The sequence below is a fragment of the Stenotrophomonas sp. Iso1 genome, from assembly GCF_027497995.1.
In the GTDB taxonomy this organism is placed as follows: domain Bacteria; phylum Pseudomonadota; class Gammaproteobacteria; order Xanthomonadales; family Xanthomonadaceae; genus Stenotrophomonas.
On record NZ_JAODBT010000001.1, the window covers coordinates 463,333 to 481,280 of the forward strand.

The 17,948-nt window shown below is 63.0% G+C and carries 16 protein-coding genes; 14 read left to right on the plus strand and 2 right to left on the minus strand.

The window, feature by feature from the left end:
• Positions 1-116 precede the first annotated feature (116 nt).
• From queF to PAN08_RS01870, 9 genes are all read left to right on the plus strand, one after another.
• On the plus strand, positions 117-932 hold the full coding sequence (queF, locus tag PAN08_RS01830) for an NADPH-dependent 7-cyano-7-deazaguanine reductase QueF (protein ID WP_269789851.1): 816 nt from the start codon (positions 117-119) through the stop codon (positions 930-932).
• A 104-nt stretch (positions 933-1,036) separates the two neighbouring features.
• Positions 1,037-1,336 (plus strand): LysM peptidoglycan-binding domain-containing protein, encoded by a 300-nt coding sequence (locus PAN08_RS01835; protein ID WP_269789852.1) that lies wholly within the window; start codon positions 1,037-1,039, stop codon positions 1,334-1,336.
• A 52-nt stretch (positions 1,337-1,388) separates the two neighbouring features.
• Complete coding sequence (locus tag PAN08_RS01840; protein WP_269789853.1) at positions 1,389-1,865, plus strand: hypothetical protein; 477 nt, start codon at positions 1,389-1,391, stop codon at positions 1,863-1,865.
• 494 nt (positions 1,866-2,359) lie between these two features.
• Entirely contained in the window at positions 2,360-4,591 is a 2,232-nt protein-coding gene (locus PAN08_RS01845; RefSeq protein ID WP_269789854.1) for an NADP-dependent isocitrate dehydrogenase, read from the plus strand.
• Positions 4,592-4,986: 395 nt separating this feature from the next.
• On the plus strand, positions 4,987-5,967 hold the full coding sequence (locus PAN08_RS01850) for a hypothetical protein (protein WP_269789855.1): 981 nt from the start codon (positions 4,987-4,989) through the stop codon (positions 5,965-5,967).
• The gene (locus tag PAN08_RS01855; RefSeq protein WP_269789856.1) at positions 5,964-6,512 is read left to right on the plus strand and encodes an ATP/GTP-binding protein; all 549 of its coding nucleotides are present in this window, start codon (positions 5,964-5,966) and stop codon (positions 6,510-6,512) included. Before PAN08_RS01850 ends, PAN08_RS01855 begins: the two co-directional genes overlap by 4 nt.
• Positions 6,505-6,918, plus strand: coding sequence for a roadblock/LC7 domain-containing protein (locus PAN08_RS01860; RefSeq protein WP_269789857.1), 414 nt, complete (start codon positions 6,505-6,507; stop codon positions 6,916-6,918). Before PAN08_RS01855 ends, PAN08_RS01860 begins: the two co-directional genes overlap by 8 nt.
• Before the next feature lie 459 nt (positions 6,919-7,377).
• A complete protein-coding gene (gene aceK, locus PAN08_RS01865) occupies positions 7,378-9,108 on the plus strand; it encodes a bifunctional isocitrate dehydrogenase kinase/phosphatase (protein WP_269789858.1) in 1,731 nt (576 codons plus the stop codon).
• Between the two features lie 60 nt (positions 9,109-9,168).
• Positions 9,169-10,047 (plus strand): protein tonB, encoded by an 879-nt coding sequence (locus tag PAN08_RS01870; protein WP_269789859.1) that lies wholly within the window; start codon positions 9,169-9,171, stop codon positions 10,045-10,047.
• A gap of 87 nt (positions 10,048-10,134) precedes the next feature.
• Here the strand turns inward: PAN08_RS01870 and rho are convergent, their stop codons facing one another.
• On the minus strand, positions 10,135-11,898 hold the full coding sequence (gene rho / locus PAN08_RS01875; protein ID WP_269789860.1) for a transcription termination factor Rho: 1,764 nt from the start codon (positions 11,896-11,898) through the stop codon (positions 10,135-10,137).
• 232 nt (positions 11,899-12,130) lie between these two features.
• Entirely contained in the window at positions 12,131-12,460 is a 330-nt protein-coding gene (gene trxA, locus PAN08_RS01880; RefSeq protein WP_057632160.1) for a thioredoxin TrxA, read from the minus strand.
• 196 nt (positions 12,461-12,656) lie between these two features.
• Between trxA and rhlB the strand changes: the two genes are divergently transcribed.
• From rhlB to ung, 5 genes are all read left to right on the plus strand, one after another.
• The gene (gene rhlB / locus PAN08_RS01885) at positions 12,657-14,318 is read left to right on the plus strand and encodes an ATP-dependent RNA helicase RhlB (protein ID WP_269789861.1); all 1,662 of its coding nucleotides are present in this window, start codon (positions 12,657-12,659) and stop codon (positions 14,316-14,318) included.
• Between the two features lie 311 nt (positions 14,319-14,629).
• Entirely contained in the window at positions 14,630-15,316 is a 687-nt protein-coding gene (gene ftsE / locus PAN08_RS01890; RefSeq protein WP_269789862.1) for a cell division ATP-binding protein FtsE, read from the plus strand.
• A 9-nt stretch (positions 15,317-15,325) separates the two neighbouring features.
• Positions 15,326-16,273 carry a permease-like cell division protein FtsX gene (gene ftsX, locus PAN08_RS01895; RefSeq protein WP_269789863.1) on the plus strand — a complete coding sequence of 316 codons (948 nt, stop codon included), beginning with the start codon at positions 15,326-15,328 and terminating at the stop codon, positions 16,271-16,273.
• A gap of 7 nt (positions 16,274-16,280) precedes the next feature.
• Positions 16,281-17,123: a response regulator gene (locus PAN08_RS01900; RefSeq protein ID WP_269789864.1), complete on the plus strand. Its 843-nt coding sequence runs from the start codon at positions 16,281-16,283 to the stop codon at positions 17,121-17,123.
• Positions 17,120-17,839: a uracil-DNA glycosylase gene (ung, locus tag PAN08_RS01905; RefSeq protein WP_269789865.1), complete on the plus strand. Its 720-nt coding sequence runs from the start codon at positions 17,120-17,122 to the stop codon at positions 17,837-17,839. Before PAN08_RS01900 ends, ung begins: the two co-directional genes overlap by 4 nt.
• Positions 17,840-17,948: the final 109 nt, after the last annotated feature.

Below are 17,948 nucleotides of genomic sequence, written 5' to 3' on the forward strand. Positions count from 1 at the left end.
GCAACAAGCAAGGGCCCGCCAGCAATGGCGGGCCCTTGCGTTGCGGCATAGGAGAAAGGCAGGCCGGCGCCTCTCATAAATCCGGCGCTCAACAATGCCCACTTACAATGGCGCCGATGAATACCCCACAAGACTCCAGCCTCGGCCGCGAGGTCGACTACCCGCGCCAGTACGACGCCAGCCTGCTGTTCCCGATTCCACGTGCCGCCGCACGCGCCGAGATCGGGCTGGCCGACCATGCTCTGCCCTTTGACGGTGAAGACCGCTGGCACGCTTATGAAGTGGGTTGGCTGGATGCACGCGGCAAGCCCTGCGTGGAAACGGCCACCCTGTGGGTGCCGGGCAGCTCGCCGAACCTGGTCGAGTCCAAGTCGCTCAAGCTGTACCTGAACTCGCTCAACAGCGCCCGTTTCAACCGCGCCGAAGCGGTGCGTGAGCGCATCGCCACCGACCTGTCGGCCTGTGCCGGTGCCGACGTGCGGGTCGAATTCGGCCTGCCGGAGTTTGCCCACGCTCCGGGCGAGACCATCGACCACCTGGACGTGGACATCGACTGCTACGGCCCGCCGCAAGAGGCGTACCTGTCCGCCGATGCCGACAACGTGGTCAGCGAGACCCTGACCTCGGCTCTGCTCAAGTCCAACTGCCCGGTCACCGGCCAGCCGGACTGGGCCAGCGTCAGCATCCGCTACCACGGCCCGCGCATCGACCGCGAAGGCTTGCTGCGCTACCTGATCAGTTACCGCGATCACGCCGAGTTCCACGAACAGTGCGTGGAGCGCATCTTCCTGGAAGTCATGCGCCGCTGCGCCCCGACATGGCTGGACGTGGAAGCCCGCTACACCCGCCGTGGCGGGCTGGACATCAATCCGCGCCGCTTCACCCCGGGCCACGCCGGCGTGCAGGCGCCAATCCGCGACCTGCGTCAATAAACCGAACTGAAGCTGTCTCCGCACGCGGGCTTTACGCCAGCGCGATAAATCCTTAACAGGCGACGTGCAATGGTGGTCGCCAGTCAAGAAGCGGAGTGGCTTGGATGGGTACCGATAAGAAGGCCGATTTTTCCGACGTCAGTTCCACCGTCTCAAGCACTGAGCAGGTCGTGCCGAAGGCAGATTTTTCCGATGTCACCTCAACGGTGACCAGTACCGAAGAGATCGTGGGCGAACAGCAGTACACGGTGCAGGCGGGCGACAACCTTTCCAAGATCGCCAAGCATCTGCTCGGTGACGCAAACGCATGGAAAAAGATCTTCGACGCCAATCGCGATGTCCTTAACGACCCGGACAAGATCAAGCCCGGGCAAGTACTGAAGATTCCCCCGCGTCAGGGCTGAAGAAGCCCGCGTCATTGAGTTGTTTATTCCCAAACCCGTTTCGGAGCAATCCATGAAGAAGACTTCGCTCAGTAGTGCCCTGATGATCGCCGTGGTTGGTGCCGTCGCTTTGGTTGGTTGTAAGAAGAAAGAAGCCGAAGTCGTCCCGCCGCCAGCGGCTAGCACGCCGGCACCGGCTCCCATGGCAGAGGCTGCACCGGCCGCCGTCAGCGTCACTTCGGTCACGGTGGGCAATACCGTTGGCGCCGATCAGTCGGTGGCACCGGTCGCAACGCTTGGCACCAAGGACAAGATCGTTGTCTCGGTCAAAACCAGTGGTACCGCAAGCAACGTCAACGTCGCTGCCAAGCTGACCTATCAGGACGGCCAGGTGGCCGGCGAGCAGAACGCATCCCTCAACACCACCGACGCTGGCACCACCAACATCGAATTCACCAAGCCCAGCGGTTGGCCGGCCGGCAAGTACACCGCCGACGTCACTGTCGATGGCAAGGCGGCTGGTATGCCGCAGCAGTTCGAGGTGAAGTGAGGTAGGGCGTTCGCCGACGCCTCTCTCCCGTCGGCAAACGCATGGGCGCAGCCAATTGGCTGCGCCTTTTTTATTCGTGGCCCACCCCGTGAAGCGGAGACCTGTTCCGCTGACGTCTTCCCTGCAAAATCGCCCGCCGAGAACATGCCCAGATGCGACCGTGGCGGAGTTGGTTCCGCAACGATTGCGCAGCAACTGCCTCTGTCCTGCGACAAGAACATCGGTTGCAGCTGAGACCAGCATCATGAGGTGGCCCGCGAGGCAAGGCAGCGCAAGGCCTGCGCACGGTTGCATGGGAAACGCTCGCTTCATCCCTACGTTTGCGTATGGCGCATTTTTGCCCGACCCGGTTGAAAACGCGACAATGCAAAGGTTTCCCCACGGCGGCAGCCAAGCCGGGGGCGGGTGCCTGCCATCGCAGCGACGCCCGCACCACGGCACGGTCACCCCGTCCCATACGCAACGCATCCGTCAGCAAGAGAGTTCCTGCCCCCATGTCGAATACGCCGAAGATCATCTACACGCTCACCGACGAAGCTCCGTTCCTGGCCACCCAGTCGCTGCTGCCGATCATCGATGCCTATACCGCCACTGCCGGTATCAGCGTCGAAACCCGTGACATCTCCCTGTCCGGCCGCATCCTGTCGCAGTTCCCGGATTACCTGGAAGAAGGGCAGAAGATCAGCGACGACCTGGCTGAGCTGGGTGCGCTGGCAACCCAGCCGGAAGCCAACATCATCAAGCTGCCGAACGTCTCGGCCTCGGTGCCGCAGCTCAAGGCCGCCATCAAGGAACTGCAGGACCAGGGCTTCATCCTGCCGAACTACCCGGACGCACCCACCGACGACGTCTCGCGCGACATCAAGGCGCGCTACGACAAGATCAAGGGCAGCGCGGTGAACCCGGTACTGCGCGAAGGCAACTCGGATCGCCGCGCGCCGCTGTCGGTGAAGAATTACGCACGCAAGCACCCGCACCGCATGGGCGCGTGGAGCAGCGATTCCAAGTCGCACGTCGCGCACATGGACGGCGGTGATTTCTACGGCAGCGAAAAGTCGGCCACGCTGGCCAACGCCGGCAGCCTGAAGATCGAACTCGTGCAGAACGACGGCAAGACCGTTGTGCTCAAGGAAAAGACCGCAGTCAAGGCTGGCGAAATCGTCGATGCCTCGGTGATGAGCCGCAAGGCATTGGCCAGCTTCATCGACGCTCAGGTGGCTGATGCCAAGGCGCAGGGCGTGCTGTTCTCGCTCCACCTGAAGGCGACGATGATGAAGGTCTCCGACCCGATCATGTTCGGCGTCGTGGTCGAGGAGTTCTACAAGGACGTGCTGGCCAAGCACGCCGCTGCGCTGAAGGAAGTGGGCTTTGATGCCAACAACGGCATTGGCGACCTGTACGCACGCCTGTCGCAGCTGCCGGAAGCTACGCAGGAAGCGATCAAGGCCGACATCGCCGCTGAGTACGGCAAGCGTCCGGCGGTTGCGATGGTCAACTCGGACAAGGGCATCACCAACCTGCACGTGCCGTCGGACGTGATCGTCGATGCTTCGATGCCGGCGATGATCCGTGACTCCGGCAAGATGTGGAACGCCGAAGGCAAGCTGCAGGACACCAAGGCCGTGATCCCGGACCGCTGCTATGCCGGCGTGTACCAGGCCGTGATTGAAGACTGCAAACTGCATGGCGCGTTCGACCCGTCCACCATGGGCTCGGTGCCGAACGTGGGCCTGATGGCGCAGAAGGCCGAAGAATACGGCTCGCACGACAAGACCTTCCAGATCACCGCCGATGGGGTGGTCAAGGTCAGCGACGACGCCGGCAACGTGGTGTTCGAACACAACGTGGAAGCCGGTGACATCTGGCGCATGTGCCAGACCAAGGACGCACCGATCCAGGATTGGGTGAAGCTGGCCGTCAGCCGCGCCCGTCTGAGCAACACCCCGGCGGTGTTCTGGCTGGATGCGGACCGGGCGCATGACGCGCAGGTGATCGCCAAGGTCGAAAAGTATTTGAAGGACCACGACACCAGCGGCCTGGATATCCGCGTGCTGTCGCCGGTGGACGCCACTGCGGTGTCGCTGGAGCGCATCCGCAACGGCCAGGACACCATCTCGGTGACCGGCAATGTGCTGCGCGACTACCTCACCGATCTGTTCCCGATCCTGGAGCTGGGCACCAGCGCCAAGATGCTGTCGGTCGTACCGCTGATGGCCGGTGGTGGCCTGTTCGAGACGGGCGCCGGTGGTTCGGCACCCAAGCACGTGCAGCAGTTTGTCGAAGAGGATTACCTGCGCTGGGATTCGCTGGGTGAGTTCCTTGCGTTGGCTGCATCGTTGGAGCACCTGGGCCAGCGTTACGACAACAAGCGTGCTGCGGTACTGGCCAACGCACTGGACCAGGCCAACGGCAAGTTCCTGGACAACGACAAGTCGCCCTCGCGCAAGCTTGGCGGCATCGACAACCGGGGTAGCCACTTCTACCTGGCCATGTACTGGGCACAGGCATTGGCCGAGCAGAACGACGATGCGGCACTGAAGGCCAAGTTCGCGCCGCTGGCTGAAGTGCTGGCCAGCAACGAGCAGAAGATCGTCGATGAACTGGCTGCCGTGCAGGGCAAGGCGGTGGACATCGGCGGCTACTACCGTCCCGACGTGGCCAAGGCCAGCAAGGCCATGCGTCCGAGTGCCACGCTCAACGCCGCAGTTGCCAGCCTGAAGGGCTGATCGCAACAACCTGCTACCGCAGGATTGCAGCAACAAAGAAACCTGCGCCCTCACCGGCGCAGGTTTTTTTCTGGAAGAACGACGATGGATTTACCCGGCAGTAGTCGCCGCGCCGGCCAAACGTAAGAGTTGTCATCGTCAGGCGCTGCGATGACAACTCTCAATCACGCGTGTGATGCGGTCGTCGCCATGCGCGCATCTTCACTTGTCCTGCACGCTGCTGCGGCAATGAAGCGTGCGATATCTTTGGTCTTGTTGAGCATTGCATCACGCAGGGAACTACAGTCCGGTTGAACTGTGTGTCCAATCACCCTTTCACATGCGACATCTGGCATAGCCTGCGTGTTCAGACGTGGTATCGCTGGGACGCAACATCGTCTAAAGGGGAAGGGAGCATGACCAGGGTGCTGGTAGTGGGCTCGGACACCCGCGAGGAGCGCGCATTGCTTGGGCGATTGCTGCAGGTGGCGGGATTGCCACCGGAGGCACTGCAACGCTGTGCCGACTTGGATCAATGCGACCTGTTGTTGGTGCGGGACACCCCCGCCCTGCGCAGCGCCGCGCTGCATATGGCCAGCAAACGGCCGGCCATGCGTCTTTGGATGCATGACGACGCAGGCGTTGTCCACGACGGTCGGTCAAACTCGACATGCCATTTGGATGACGCGCAGATACAACGTGCGTTGGCCCCGATATCAGCGCCAACGTCATTGGTTCCAGAGAACACCGAAGGTCTGTTCCTGGCCGTTGGTGCCAAGCAGATGACGCGGCTGTTGCGGCAGCGTCTGCAGGAACGAACGGGCTACGCATTGCTGGCCGTGCAAAGCGAGCCCATGCTGCTGATCGACTTCGAACACGACCTGGCTGTGCCGCTGAATGCCGGTGCTTCAGCGGGCACCAATCTTGCGCAGCAACTGGGCGATCTGTTCGATCTGTTGTCCTTGCAGGAACTGTCATCGCAACGCTTTCAGGCCTTGGCCGGCAGCGTATCGCGACAACCGCTGCGGCCGCTGTTGTGGCAGATGGCACAGCACAGCGACAACTGGACCGATTTTGAACGTCGTCTGCAGCACCATGCGCAGGTAAGCCTGCTGCGCTGGCCGGATTTCCGCGTGCTGGCACATCAGCACGATGGTTTCCGGTTGTGTTCGCTGCTGTTGAAAAAACCCTGCACCCTGTACGAATGCACGCAGCTGCTGGAGTTGGACGTTGATGCCACCCGCGCGTTCATGCGCTCGGCTTACCTGTGCGGCTACGCCGAGGTGAAGGTTCCCGAAGTCGCACCGCCCGCACCGCCGCCGACCCGACAAGGAGCCAGTGCACTGCTCGCACGCATGTGGCGCAGCGTCCGCAATCGCACAGGAAGCTTTGCATGATCGAACACAAGATTGTCGTACTGGGCGCGATGGGTGCCGGCAAGTCGACCCTCGTGCGTGCCGTGGCCGGTGGCACCGTCATCGACACTGACGTGCTCAACACCGACACCAGTTCGTCCAAGTTGGCCACCACGGTAGCGATGGACTATGGCGACGTGAGCCTGCCCAATGGCGACCGCCTGCGCCTGTATGGCACGCCGGGGCAGGAGCGTTTTTCCTTCATCTGGCCGGTACTGCTGCAGGGCGCGCGCGGCGTGGTGATCCTGGCCGACGCGTCCAGCCCGGATGTGGTGAACGAGTTGGACTGCTACCTGCGGGTGCTGCAGGAGCACGCGCGCAACCTACCTGCCGTGGTGGGAATCTCCAAGTTCGACCTGACGCCGGACGTGGATCTGGATGGCTGCCAGTTGCGTGTGCAGGCATTGGCCGGCAGGCCCTTGCCTGTGGTGCCCTTCGACGCCCGCTCCGAGGACGCGGTGATGATGTTGATGGATGTGCTGATGGGGGAAGTGGAAGCGGCCGCACTCGTGGAAGAACATGTCTGAGACAGGGAGGAACGCGGTGCTTGAGGACTGGGAAGTAACGTTGGTGGAACGCAAGCTGCAGGAATTCTCCGAATCCGTGGACGGCGTGAGTGCGGTGGTCATCGCCAGCGTGGATGGTTTCGCATTGGCACAGGCGGCAACACACGCTTCCAGCGGCGAACGCCTGGCGGCCATGACCAGCGCAATGCTGGCGTTGGCCAGCGCGGTCGGCCGGGAGCTTTCGTTGGGCACGATGGATGTGCTGATGCTGGAAGCCAGCGAAGGCAAGGTGCTGATGCAGTCGGTCACGTTGCCGCGCGGCTCATTGCTGCTGATGGCTGCCTGCGGCCAACGCAGTGTCATCGGTCATGTGCTGTGGAGCGCTCGCGAATGCGGTCGCAAAATCCAGGCGGAACTGGCCGGGTAGGTGACGTGGTGGGTGTTGGCGGCACAGTGACAAACCGCTTGTTCTTGATCTTCATTCCCGCGAGGGTGGAAATCGCCGGCACCCTCGACCGTCATTCGCGAAGATGGGCTTTCAACCGACAGATGTCGGGTCATCACTTCTGCTTTCTGACCGCCAGTTGGCGGGCGCAAACAGCGCTGGGCGTGCCGTAAGCGGCGTCGCCTTCGCGGTCTCCCAATCGCGGTAGCACCTGCATCCGCACCTCGGCCGATAGCGGTTGAAGCCCTGGCATCACCGCTCACACCGACGCTGCAGCAAGCCCGCACCAACCACGACCAGATTGACCAAAACACACCAAGGGCTGTGCCGACCACCGGTCTCTGGCGTATGGTCACGCAAACCCCCGCCAGCTGCCTGCATGCAACCGCACTGCTTCTGCACCGCACTTGTAAGCCCTCTGCATCATCGGGAGTCACGCCGATGAGCACACCGACCGTCGCACCGATACTGGCCGAGCGTATCGCCGCCTGCATCGCGGGAGGCTTTGAGCGTTATCACCAAGGCTTTGCCGACATCACCCGGCGCGCGCGTGATCGTTTCCAGACGCGCGACTGGGCCAGCGCCAAAACCGACGCGGTGGAACGTACCGAGTTCTACGACGCATGCGTCGCGCATTGTAAGCAGCAGCTGCAGGCATTGCTGGGCGAGCAGGTGCCTACGCAAGCGCTGTGGGCTGAAGTGAAAGCGGGCTTCGATGATCTGGTTGCCAGTCGCATCGACTGCGAGTTGTACAAAACCTTCTACAACACGTTGACGCGGCGTCTGTTCCGCACGCATGGCGTGGACGATGGCATCGAGTTCATGGCGTTGGATATCGAACCATCCGATGCCATCACCCATCCCGTTGCACGTCACGTGTATGCAGTATCGGAATCACGGCCGGCAGAGGCGTTTTCGCGCTTGTTGTCCGACTACGCCTTCGATGTTCCCTACCGGCACCAGCTGCGTTGTGCCGCAGCCATCGCTGTGCGCCTGCAGGATGATCTTGCACATTGGGGCGCGTATCCGGTGCGTGCCATCGAGCTGCTGGAAACCGTGTTTTACCGCGAACGCCGTGCGTATCTGGTCGGCCGTGTATTCGGTGAACACCGTTTCTCACCCTGCGTGATCGCATTGGTCAATGAGGTCGATGGCATTCGGGTCGAAGCGGTATTGAGCCGGCGGCGTGATGTGGCGCATCTGTTTGGCGTCTCGCGCAGCTATTTCCAGGCCAATCTGCCTACCGTGGCCGATGCCGTGGTGTTCCTGCGCAGCATCTTGCCGGGCAAGCCGGTGGATGAGATCTACACCGTGCTGGGCCGCGCCAAGCAGGGCAAGACCGAGCGTTACCGTACCTTCTTCAGCCACTTCCAGCAGCATGGGAACGAGCGGCTCGTGCATGCCGACGGCACGCCCGGCATGGTGATGGCGGTGTTCACGCTGCCCAGCTATCCGCTGGTGTTCAAACTCATCCGCGACCGCTTCGCCTGGCCCAAGACCATGAGCCGGCAGGATGTCGAAGAGAAGTACGCGCTGGTCTTCAACCTGGATCGCATCGGTCGCCTGCTCGACGCGCAGCCGTATCGCTACCTGCGCTTCCCGATTAACCGTTTCTCGCCCGAACTGCTGGACGAGCTGGTCAATCACTGCGCGCAGAGCGTGCGCATCGAAGGCGACGACGTGGTGATTTCGCTGTGCTACGTGCAGCGGCGCTTCCGTCCCTTGAATCTGTACCTGCGCGAGCAGGGCACGGAAGCCGCACGCTCGGCCGCGCTGGACTACGCCCAGGCCATCCGCGACATGGCCTGCAACAACATTTTCCCGGGTGACATGTTGCTGAAGAATTTCGGTGTGTCACGGCATGGGCGTGCGGTGTTCTACGACTACGACGAACTGTGCCTGCTTACCGACTGCAACTTCCGGGCATGGCCTCAGCCGCGCAGCGAGGAGGAGGCCATGGCCAGCGAGCCCTGGTTCCATGTGGCGGCCAATGATGTGTTCCCCGAGCGCTTTGGTTTGTTCATGGGGTTGCCGGGTGCCTTGCTGGATGTAGTGCGTGAAAAGCATGCCGTGCTGTTCGATCCCACATGGTGGCAAGCCCTGCAGGCGGGCTTCCGTGAGGGGCGATATCCCGACACGCCGCCATATCCGCCGGCATTGCGTTTGGCGTGAGGCTTGCTGCAGCCTGGGGCCTGCGCTCTAATCCGGATTCCATGCACAGGGAGATGTGGGATGCGACACATGCTTGCAGCAATGGCGGTTGGCGCGGCACTGATGGCAGGGATGCCGGCAGTTGCCAGTGCCGGTAGCGGCGGGATCTCTGCGGTTCGCGAACGGGTTGAAAGCAGCATGGTGGTCCGTGGCGAAGTGACCATCGAAACCGACGGTTCGGTGTCGGCCATAAAGCTGGAGAAAGAGGAAGCACTGCCCACTGCGTTGGTTGACCTGGTGCGCAACGCGGCTTTGAAGTGGCGCTTCGAGCCTGTCCTCAAGGATGGCGTCCCGGTGCGCGGGCTGGCGCCTATGAGCCTGCGGGTGATCGCCCGCGAACTTGACCATGGTCGCTATGAAGTCAGCTTAGGCGGCATCAATTTCAACCGTGTTGACTCTGATGGCCCGGAGGGCATCGCGATCATTGACTCGATACCCCCACGTTATCCTCAGCAGGCAATAGTTGCCGGTGTGTCAGGTAGCGTTTATCTGGTGCTCAAGGTCGGCAGAGATGGCAAGGTGGAGGATGCGTTTGCCGAGCAGGTGAACCTTACAGTCCTCGGCAGGGAAGGTGAGCTGCGGCGGAGCCGCGAGATGCTGGCGGCCAGCGCCCGGGACTGCGTCAGGCAGTGGACTTTCCGCATTCCCACGCAGGGCCAGGTGACCGCGCAGCGTTATTGGAACGTGCGTGTGCCGGTGAGCTATTCACTGAACAAGAATGCTCCTGAAGGCCGTGACGTGGGCCGTTGGGTGACCTACGTCCCGGGGCCACGTGAACGTGCACCTTGGCTCGATGCCAGCGAGCAGCTCGGATTTTCACCGGATGCGCTGGCCGATGGCAGCGTCAACTTGGTCGATAACAATGGCCCACGTCTGCTGACCCCGCTGCAGGGCAGTTGAGAGCCGGACGGTTCCTGCAGCAGGGCAAGCAAACAAAAAGCCCCGCTTTCGCGGGGCTTTCTGGTGAAGCGGATTCCGGTAAAAGAATCAGCGCTTCATCGAACCGAAGAACTCGTCGTTGGACTTGGTGTTCTTCATCTTGTCGAGCAGGAACTCCATCGCAGCGATTTCGTCCATCGGGTGCAGCAGCTTGCGCAGGATCCAGATCTTCTGCAGCAGCTCCGGTTCGATCAACAAGTCTTCGCGGCGGGTGCCGGAACGGTTGATGTCGATGGCCGGGTACACACGCTTCTCGGTGATACGACGGTTCAGGTGCACTTCGCTGTTGCCGGTGCCCTTGAATTCTTCGTAGATCACTTCGTCCATCTTCGAGCCGGTTTCAACCAGCGCGGTGGCGATGATGGTCAGCGAGCCGCCTTCTTCAACGTTACGCGCCGCACCGAAGAAACGCTTCGGGCGGTGCAGGGCGTTGGCGTCGACACCACCGGTGAGCACCTTGCCGGAGCTGGGCACCACGTTGTTGTAGGCGCGGGCCAGGCGGGTGATCGAATCCAGCAGGATCACCACGTCCTTCTTGTGCTCGACCAGTCGCTTGGCGCGCTCGATCACCATTTCGGCAACCTGCACGTGGCGCGCGGCCGGTTCGTCGAAGGTTGAAGAGACCACTTCGCCGCGCACGGTGCGCTGCATTTCGGTCACTTCTTCCGGGCGCTCATCCACCAGCAGCACAATCATGTGCACTTCCGGATGATTGGTGGTGATGGCCGTGGCGATCTGCTGCATCATCATCGTCTTACCCGCCTTCGGCGGTGAAACGATCAGTGCACGCTGGCCTTTGCCCTGCGGAGCCATCAGGTCGAGGATACGGCCGGTGATGTCTTCCGAAGAGCCGTTGCCGCGCTCCAGGGTGAAGCGCTTGCGCGGGAACAGCGGGGTCAGGTTTTCGAACAGCACCTTGTTCTTCGACGCTTCGATCGGCTCACCGTTGATGGTGTCCACGATCGATAGTGCGAAGTAGCGTTCGCCGTCCTTCGGGAAGCGGATGCGGCCCGACAGATGGTCGCCGGTGCGCAGGTTGAAACGGCGGATCTGGCTGGGCGAAATGTACGTATCGTCCGGGCCGGCCAGGTAGCTGGCCTCGAACGCCCGCAGGAAGCCGAAGCCGTCCGGCAGAATTTCCAGCACACCGTCGGCGGCGACGCCGTCACCATGGCGGGTCAGCACCTTCAGCAGCGCGAAGATCACGTCCTGCTTGCGGGCACGGGCAACACCTTCCGAAATCTGCAGTTGCTCAGCGATTTCCAGCAACTTCTGCGCCGGCATGCGCTTGAGGTCGCTCAACGAATAGACCGGGAAACCTTCCGGGACGCCGGGCATCATGCGCGGCACGTGGGTTTCGTTGCCACCGTCGTTGGGCATGCCGTTGTCGTCGCGGGGACGGCCGTTACGGTCGCGGTCGCGGCGGTTGCGGAAGCGATCACGGCGGTTGCCCTGACCCTGACCCTGACCTTGACCCTGGCCTTGATTCTGTTGGTTGTGACGCTGCTGATTGTTGCCCTCAGCGCGCCCTTCGCCGGCATCGTGACCTTCCTGGGGATTACCGGAAGAGGACGGGCCGTCGTCATTGCCACCCGACGAAGCGGAAGCCTGCGCTGCCGGCGCCGCACTTTCAGCGGTAGGGGCGGGGGAAGGAGCGGGAGCTGCGGGCTGCAAGGGCAGTGACGGCTGAGCCGGTGCGCTGGCAGTGCTGCTTTCATTGACCTCTACGGTCTTGGCAACGCGCGGCTTGCGCACGCGCTTCTCGACGGGCGCGTCGGCGCTCCCGGTTTCGGAAGGAGTGTTCTCGGACAAGTGCTTGATTCCTCTCGCTAAGACGTGCGAGCGCCCTGTGGGCGGCGAACTGGTTGGGAATGATCCGGTCGAGAACCCGGCCGGAGGGTGCGGCAGGCGAAAGCTGCCGGATACAGCGACACTAACACCGCCACACGCGGCGCCGCAAGATGGCGGAGGAACCTTGTTGGGCCGCCGTATGGCGGGCCCAGAAGGGCCGGCGGCAGCGTGGCCGCCGGACCATGCCGGTCGATCAGGCCAGAGCCTTGTCGATCATTTGGCTCAGCTGACCTTTACCGACGGCGCCGATCTGGGTGGCCTGGATCTGGCCATCCTTGAACAGCAGCAGCATCGGAATCGAGCGCACGTGGTACTTCACCGCAGTCGCGCGGTTCTCGTCCACATTGAGCTTGGCGATCTTCAGCTTGCCTTGGTAGGCCTCGGCCAATTCGTCCAGAACGGGGGAAATCATCTTGCACGGGCCGCACCATTCAGCCCAGAAATCCACCAGGACCGGTTCGCCAGATTGCAGCACGGCGCTATCGAAGTCGGCGTCGCCGACGTGTAAAACCTTATCGCTCACTTGGAGTCTCCTGGTGCAATGCGACTGCCCATGCCGGGTTGACGGCCGCATTGCGGTAAACTGGGGCATTGCGCGGACAAAAGGGTACAGCCCAACGTCGCGCGACCCGGCGCAGGGGCCGCAGTGTGCGACGGTGCCCGTATCGATGCAAGCCGCCCGGCCACTCTGGCTGCCCGGCACTACAAAGACAGAATAAATGAGCGACAAACCGCTGACTGATGTGACCTTTTCCTCCTTCGAACTGCAGCCAAGTCTGGTGGCAGGCCTTGAAGGAGCCGGTTTCACCCGCTGCACCCCGATCCAGGCGCTGACCCTGCCGGTGGCGCTGCCGGGCGGCGATGTTGCCGGCCAGGCGCAGACCGGTACCGGCAAGACGCTGGCGTTCCTGGTGGCGGTGGTCAACCGGCTACTGACCCGCCCGGCGCTGGCCGACCGCAAGCCGGAAGACCCGCGCGCACTGATCCTGGCGCCAACCCGTGAGTTGGCCATCCAGATCCACAAAGATGCGATGAAGTTCAACTCCGAGACCGGCCTGCGGTTTGCGCTGGTTTACGGCGGCGTGGACTACGACAAGCAGCGCGAGATCCTGCAGCAGGGCGTGGACGTGATCATCGCCACCCCGGGCCGCCTGATTGACTACGTCAAGCAGCACAAGGTGGTTTCGCTGCACGCCTGCGAGATCTGCGTGCTGGACGAAGCCGATCGCATGTTCGACCTGGGCTTCATCAAGGACATCCGCTTCCTGCTGCGTCGCATGCCAGAGCGCGGCACGCGGCAGACGCTGTTGTTCAGTGCCACGCTCAGCCACCGCGTGCTGGAGCTGGCCTACGAGCACATGAACGAGCCGCAGAAGCTGGTGGTGGAGACCGAAAACATCACCGCCGACCGCGTGCGCCAGCGCATCTACTTCCCGGCTGACGAAGAAAAGCTGCCGTTGCTGCTGGGCCTGCTGTCGCGCAGCGAAGGCGCCCGCACCATGGTGTTCGTCAATACCAAGGTATTCGTTGAGCGCGTTGCGCGTTCGCTGGAAAAAGCGGGTTACCGCGTCGGCGTGCTGTCCGGCGACGTGCCGCAGAAGAAGCGTGAGAGCCTGCTCAACCGCTTCCAGAAGGGCCAGCTGGAAGTCCTGGTGGCCACCGATGTGGCCGCACGCGGCCTGCACATCGACGGCATCAAGTACGTCTACAACTACGACCTGCCGTTCGACGCCGAAGACTACGTGCACCGCATCGGCCGCACCGCGCGTCTGGGCGAAGAAGGTGACGCAATCAGCTTCGCCTGCGAGCGCTACGCGATGAGCCTGCCGGACATCGAGGCTTACATCGAGCAGAAGATCCCGGTGGAGCCGGTGACCTCCGAGCTGCTGACCTCGCTGCCGCGTGCCGCGCGGGCACCGGTGGAAGGCGACGAAGTGGATGAAGACGCCGGCGAGAGCGTGGGTGCGATCTTCCGCGAAGCGCGCGAGCAGAAGGCTGCTGATGAAGCACGTCGCGGCGGCAAGCCCGGCGCAAGCCGTAGCGGCGAGCGCGGTGCCGATGGCAAACCGCGTCGCGAGCGCAAGCCGCGTGTGGAAGGCGAAGCTGCTGCCACGCCCGCTGCGCCGAAGCCGCCGCGTCCCGTTGCCGCCGAGGCACCGTCTGCTGCCGGCAATCCGGCGGTTGAAGGTGAGCGCGCCCCGCGCAAGCGCCGTCGTCGTCGTCATGGTCGCCCGGTAGAAGGTGCCGAAGGCGCCGCGGCAGCAACCAGCAGCAACGGCCCGGTGCAGGTACAGGCCAAGCCGATGCGGGGTGGCAGCGACAATGATTCGTTCCTGACGCGTCTGGGTCGCAAGATCCGCCGGATGCTGTCGGGCAGCTGATCCAGCCCATGCGGTGATCTCATGACCCCTCTCCCGGCAACGCGAGAGGGGTTTTCTTTGGGAGGAACGGTGGAAAGTCGAACGGATTGGTCTGCGACGGAATTTTCCTGAGCAGCGCCTGGTGACCTTTCGTAGCGCATTGCCTGGCGGCGCTGCGCCCCGGCCTCGCACAGCGTGCCGGACGTTCAACCCCGCACAAGACACTGGCTTGCAAGTCGCATGTCTCCTCTCGCTGAGGGAGAAGAGGCGATTCTGGCCGCCATCGACGCGGCATTCCCGCACCCCGCTCGCGCTCCGGCATAATCGGCGGCATGAGCGTCCTGCGTTTTGACAATGTCAGTAAACAATATTCCGGTGGCCATCAGGCGCTGGTGGATGTCAGCTTTGAGGTGGTAGCTGGCGAGATGCTGTTCGTCACCGGGCATTCGGGGGCGGGCAAAAGCACGCTGTTGAAGCTGATTCACCTGAGCGAACGCCCCACGCGTGGGGCAGTCATGTTCGGTGAGCGCAACCTGCTCAAGGTGCGCGGCGGCAAGGTTGCCCTGCATCGCCGTGAAGTCGGTGCTGTCTATCAGGACCACCGCCTGCTGGTGGACCGCACCATCGGCGAAAATGTCGCGCTGCCGCTGATCCTGCGTGGTGACCGCCGCGCCGACACCGGCAAGCGCGTGCGTTCGGTATTGGAACGTGTTGGTCTGGGGCATCGCGAAAAGGCGCTGCCCACGGAATTGTCGGCCGGTGAGCAACAGCGCGTCGGCATTGCCCGCGCGATTGTGGCCGAGCCCAAATTACTGGTGGCCGACGAGCCCACCGGCAACCTCGACCCCACTCTGGCAGCAGAGATCATGTCGCTGTTTGCCGAGCTGCCTTCGCGCGGCACCAGCGTGCTGGTGGTCAGCCATGACCTCGCGCTGATCAAGCAGATGCGCAAGCGCGTGTTGATCCTGGATCACGGCAAGTTGGCCGATGACATCTCGCCACATGAACTGGCCGAGTGAGCGAGCACGATGAGTAAACCTGCAAATATCGAAGCCGCCGCGCCATCGCGCCTGGGCACCTGGATCAACCATCACCTGCACAGCGTGGTCTTCAGCCTCGGCCGCGCGCTGCGCAAACCGTGGGCGACCGTGCTGACCGTGGCGGTGATGGCGCTGGCGCTGGCCTTGCCGCTGGGCCTGTCCATTGCGCTGGACAATCTCACCCATTTCGCCGGCAGCGTGCAGCAGTCGCGCGACATCAATCTGTTCCTGAAACCCGAGCTGGATGCCGCCGCTGCGCAGGAGATCGCCACGACGTTGCGCGCCCGTGTGGACGTCGCCAACGTGGTGCTGCGCACGCCCGATGAAGGCCTGGTCGAGCTGCGCCAAAGCGCCGGGCTGGGTGAGGCCATCGACGCACTCGGTGACAACCCGTTGCCGACGTTGCTGATCATCACCCCGGCCGACGGCGATGACGCCGCGCTGGCCGCGTCGCTGGAAGCGCTGCCGCAAACCGATCTGGTGCAGCACGATGCGCTGTGGCGTAAACGTCTGGATGGCTGGTTGGCTTTCGGTGCGCGGTTGGTGCAGGTGCTGTCGGTGTTGCTGGGCCTCGGTGCGGCGTTGGTGGTTGGCAACACCGTGCGCCTGGATATTCAGGCCCGTCGCGAAGAAATTGGCGTGCTGCAGTTGCTGGGCGCCAGCGATGGCTTCATCCGTCGTCCTTTCATCTACCTTGGCGCGTGGTACGGGCTGGCGGCGGGCGCACTGGCGCTGGGCCTGATTGGCATCTGCGGGTTGGCGTTGCGGCCACCGTTGGCCACGTTGTCACAGAGCTACGGCAGCCCGTTTGTATTGCACGGGCTCGATCTGTTTCATTCTTCGATGGTGCTGGTCGCCACGACAATCCTGGGTTGGTTGGGGGCATGGCTGGTGACAGGCCATTTCCTCCGGCAGACTCGCCCGACCGAAACCTGAGGCCGGCATGTCCACGCAAGAGCTCAAGCATCTGATCAGCGACACACCGCGAGTGATGGTGGTCGATGGTTCCAAACTGGTACGTCGCCTGATCAACGACGTTCTCAAGCGCGAACTGCCCGACGTGGAAGTGGTCGGCTGCGCCAGCATCGAAGAAGCCCGTCAGGCGCTGGCCGCCGGCCCGGTGCATCTGGTCACCACCTCGTTGGCATTGCCTGACGGTGATGGCCTGGCCCTGGCGCGCAGCGTGCGCGAGGCTGCCGGGCAGGCTTACGTGCCGGTGATCGTGGTATCCGGCGATGCCCAGCAGCATCTGGAGCAGCGCCGCTTCACCGAATACGTCACCGACTATTTCGACAAGGCACTCGGCCACGAAGCGCTGGCTGCCTTCATCCGTGGCTATGTGCAGCCCGAGCCGGTAACCGACGCCACCGTGTTGTACGTCGAGGACAGCCGCGTCGTGGCCGAAGCCACCAAGCGCATGCTTGAGCGGCACAACCTGCATGTCGTGCATGTGCTCACCGCCGAGGATGCGTTCTCGCTGCTCACCGCCGAATCGCTGGGCCGCACCACGCGCGAAGTGGATCTGGTGCTGACGGATGTGACTTTGAAGGGTGAGTTGAGCGGGCGTGATGTGGTCGAACGCATCCGCATTGATTTCGGCTACGGCAAGCGCCGCCTGCCGGTGCTGGTGATGACCGGTGATGGCAATCCGCACAACCAGTCGGCGTTGCTGCAGGCCGGTGCCAACGACCTGGTGCAGAAGCCCATCGAAGAACGTCTGCTGGTGACCAAGGTGCTGTTCCAGCTGCGGCTGGCGCGTCTGGCACAGCCGGCGGTCACGCTGTGACCCCGGACGACGCGCCGCAGATCCAGCTGGAGCCCAGCTGGAAAGCCCACATCGGCGATTGGCTGTTGCGCCCGGACATGCGTGAGTTGTCCGCGTTCCTGCGCCAGCGCAAGGCCGCCGGTGCGCACGTGTTCCCGCCCGGTCCGCAGATTTTCGCGGCCTTCGATGCCACGCCGTTCGAGCAGGTGAAGGTGGTGATCCTGGGTCAGGACCCTTACCACGGTCAGGGCCAGGCACATGGTTTGAGTTTCTCGGTGCCGCCGGGCGTGGCGGTGCCGCCGTCATTGCTCAACATCTATAAAGAGCTGGAAACCGACCAAGGCATTCCGCGTGCGGACCACGGTTGTCTGATTCCGTGGGCGCAGCAGGGCGTGTTGCTGCTCAACGCGGTGCTGACCGTGGAAGAGGGCAAGGCCGGGTCCCATCAGGGCCGGGGCTGGGAAGGTTTCACCGACCACGTGGTGGACGTGCTCAACCGTGAACGCGAAGGCTTGGTATTCCTGCTGTGGGGCGCTTACGCCCAGCAGAAGGGCAAGGTGATCGACACCCGTCGCCACCGCGTTCTGAAAGCCCCACATCCGTCGCCGCTGTCAGCGCACCGGGGCTTCATGGGCTGCCGCCATTTTTCACAGGTCAACGAGTACCTGCAGCGGCGTGGGCAGGCTCCCATCGACTGGCGTCTGCCAGCGCGGGCCGCGCTGGACACTGTCAGCTGAATCCGGTTGATCCTTGTCATATGCGTGAGAGACAGGGTTTGCTACGTTAGCGGCCTTGCTTGAGTGCTATGGTTTTTGTCGCCCATTCATGTTGTTGGGTGAGTTTTTC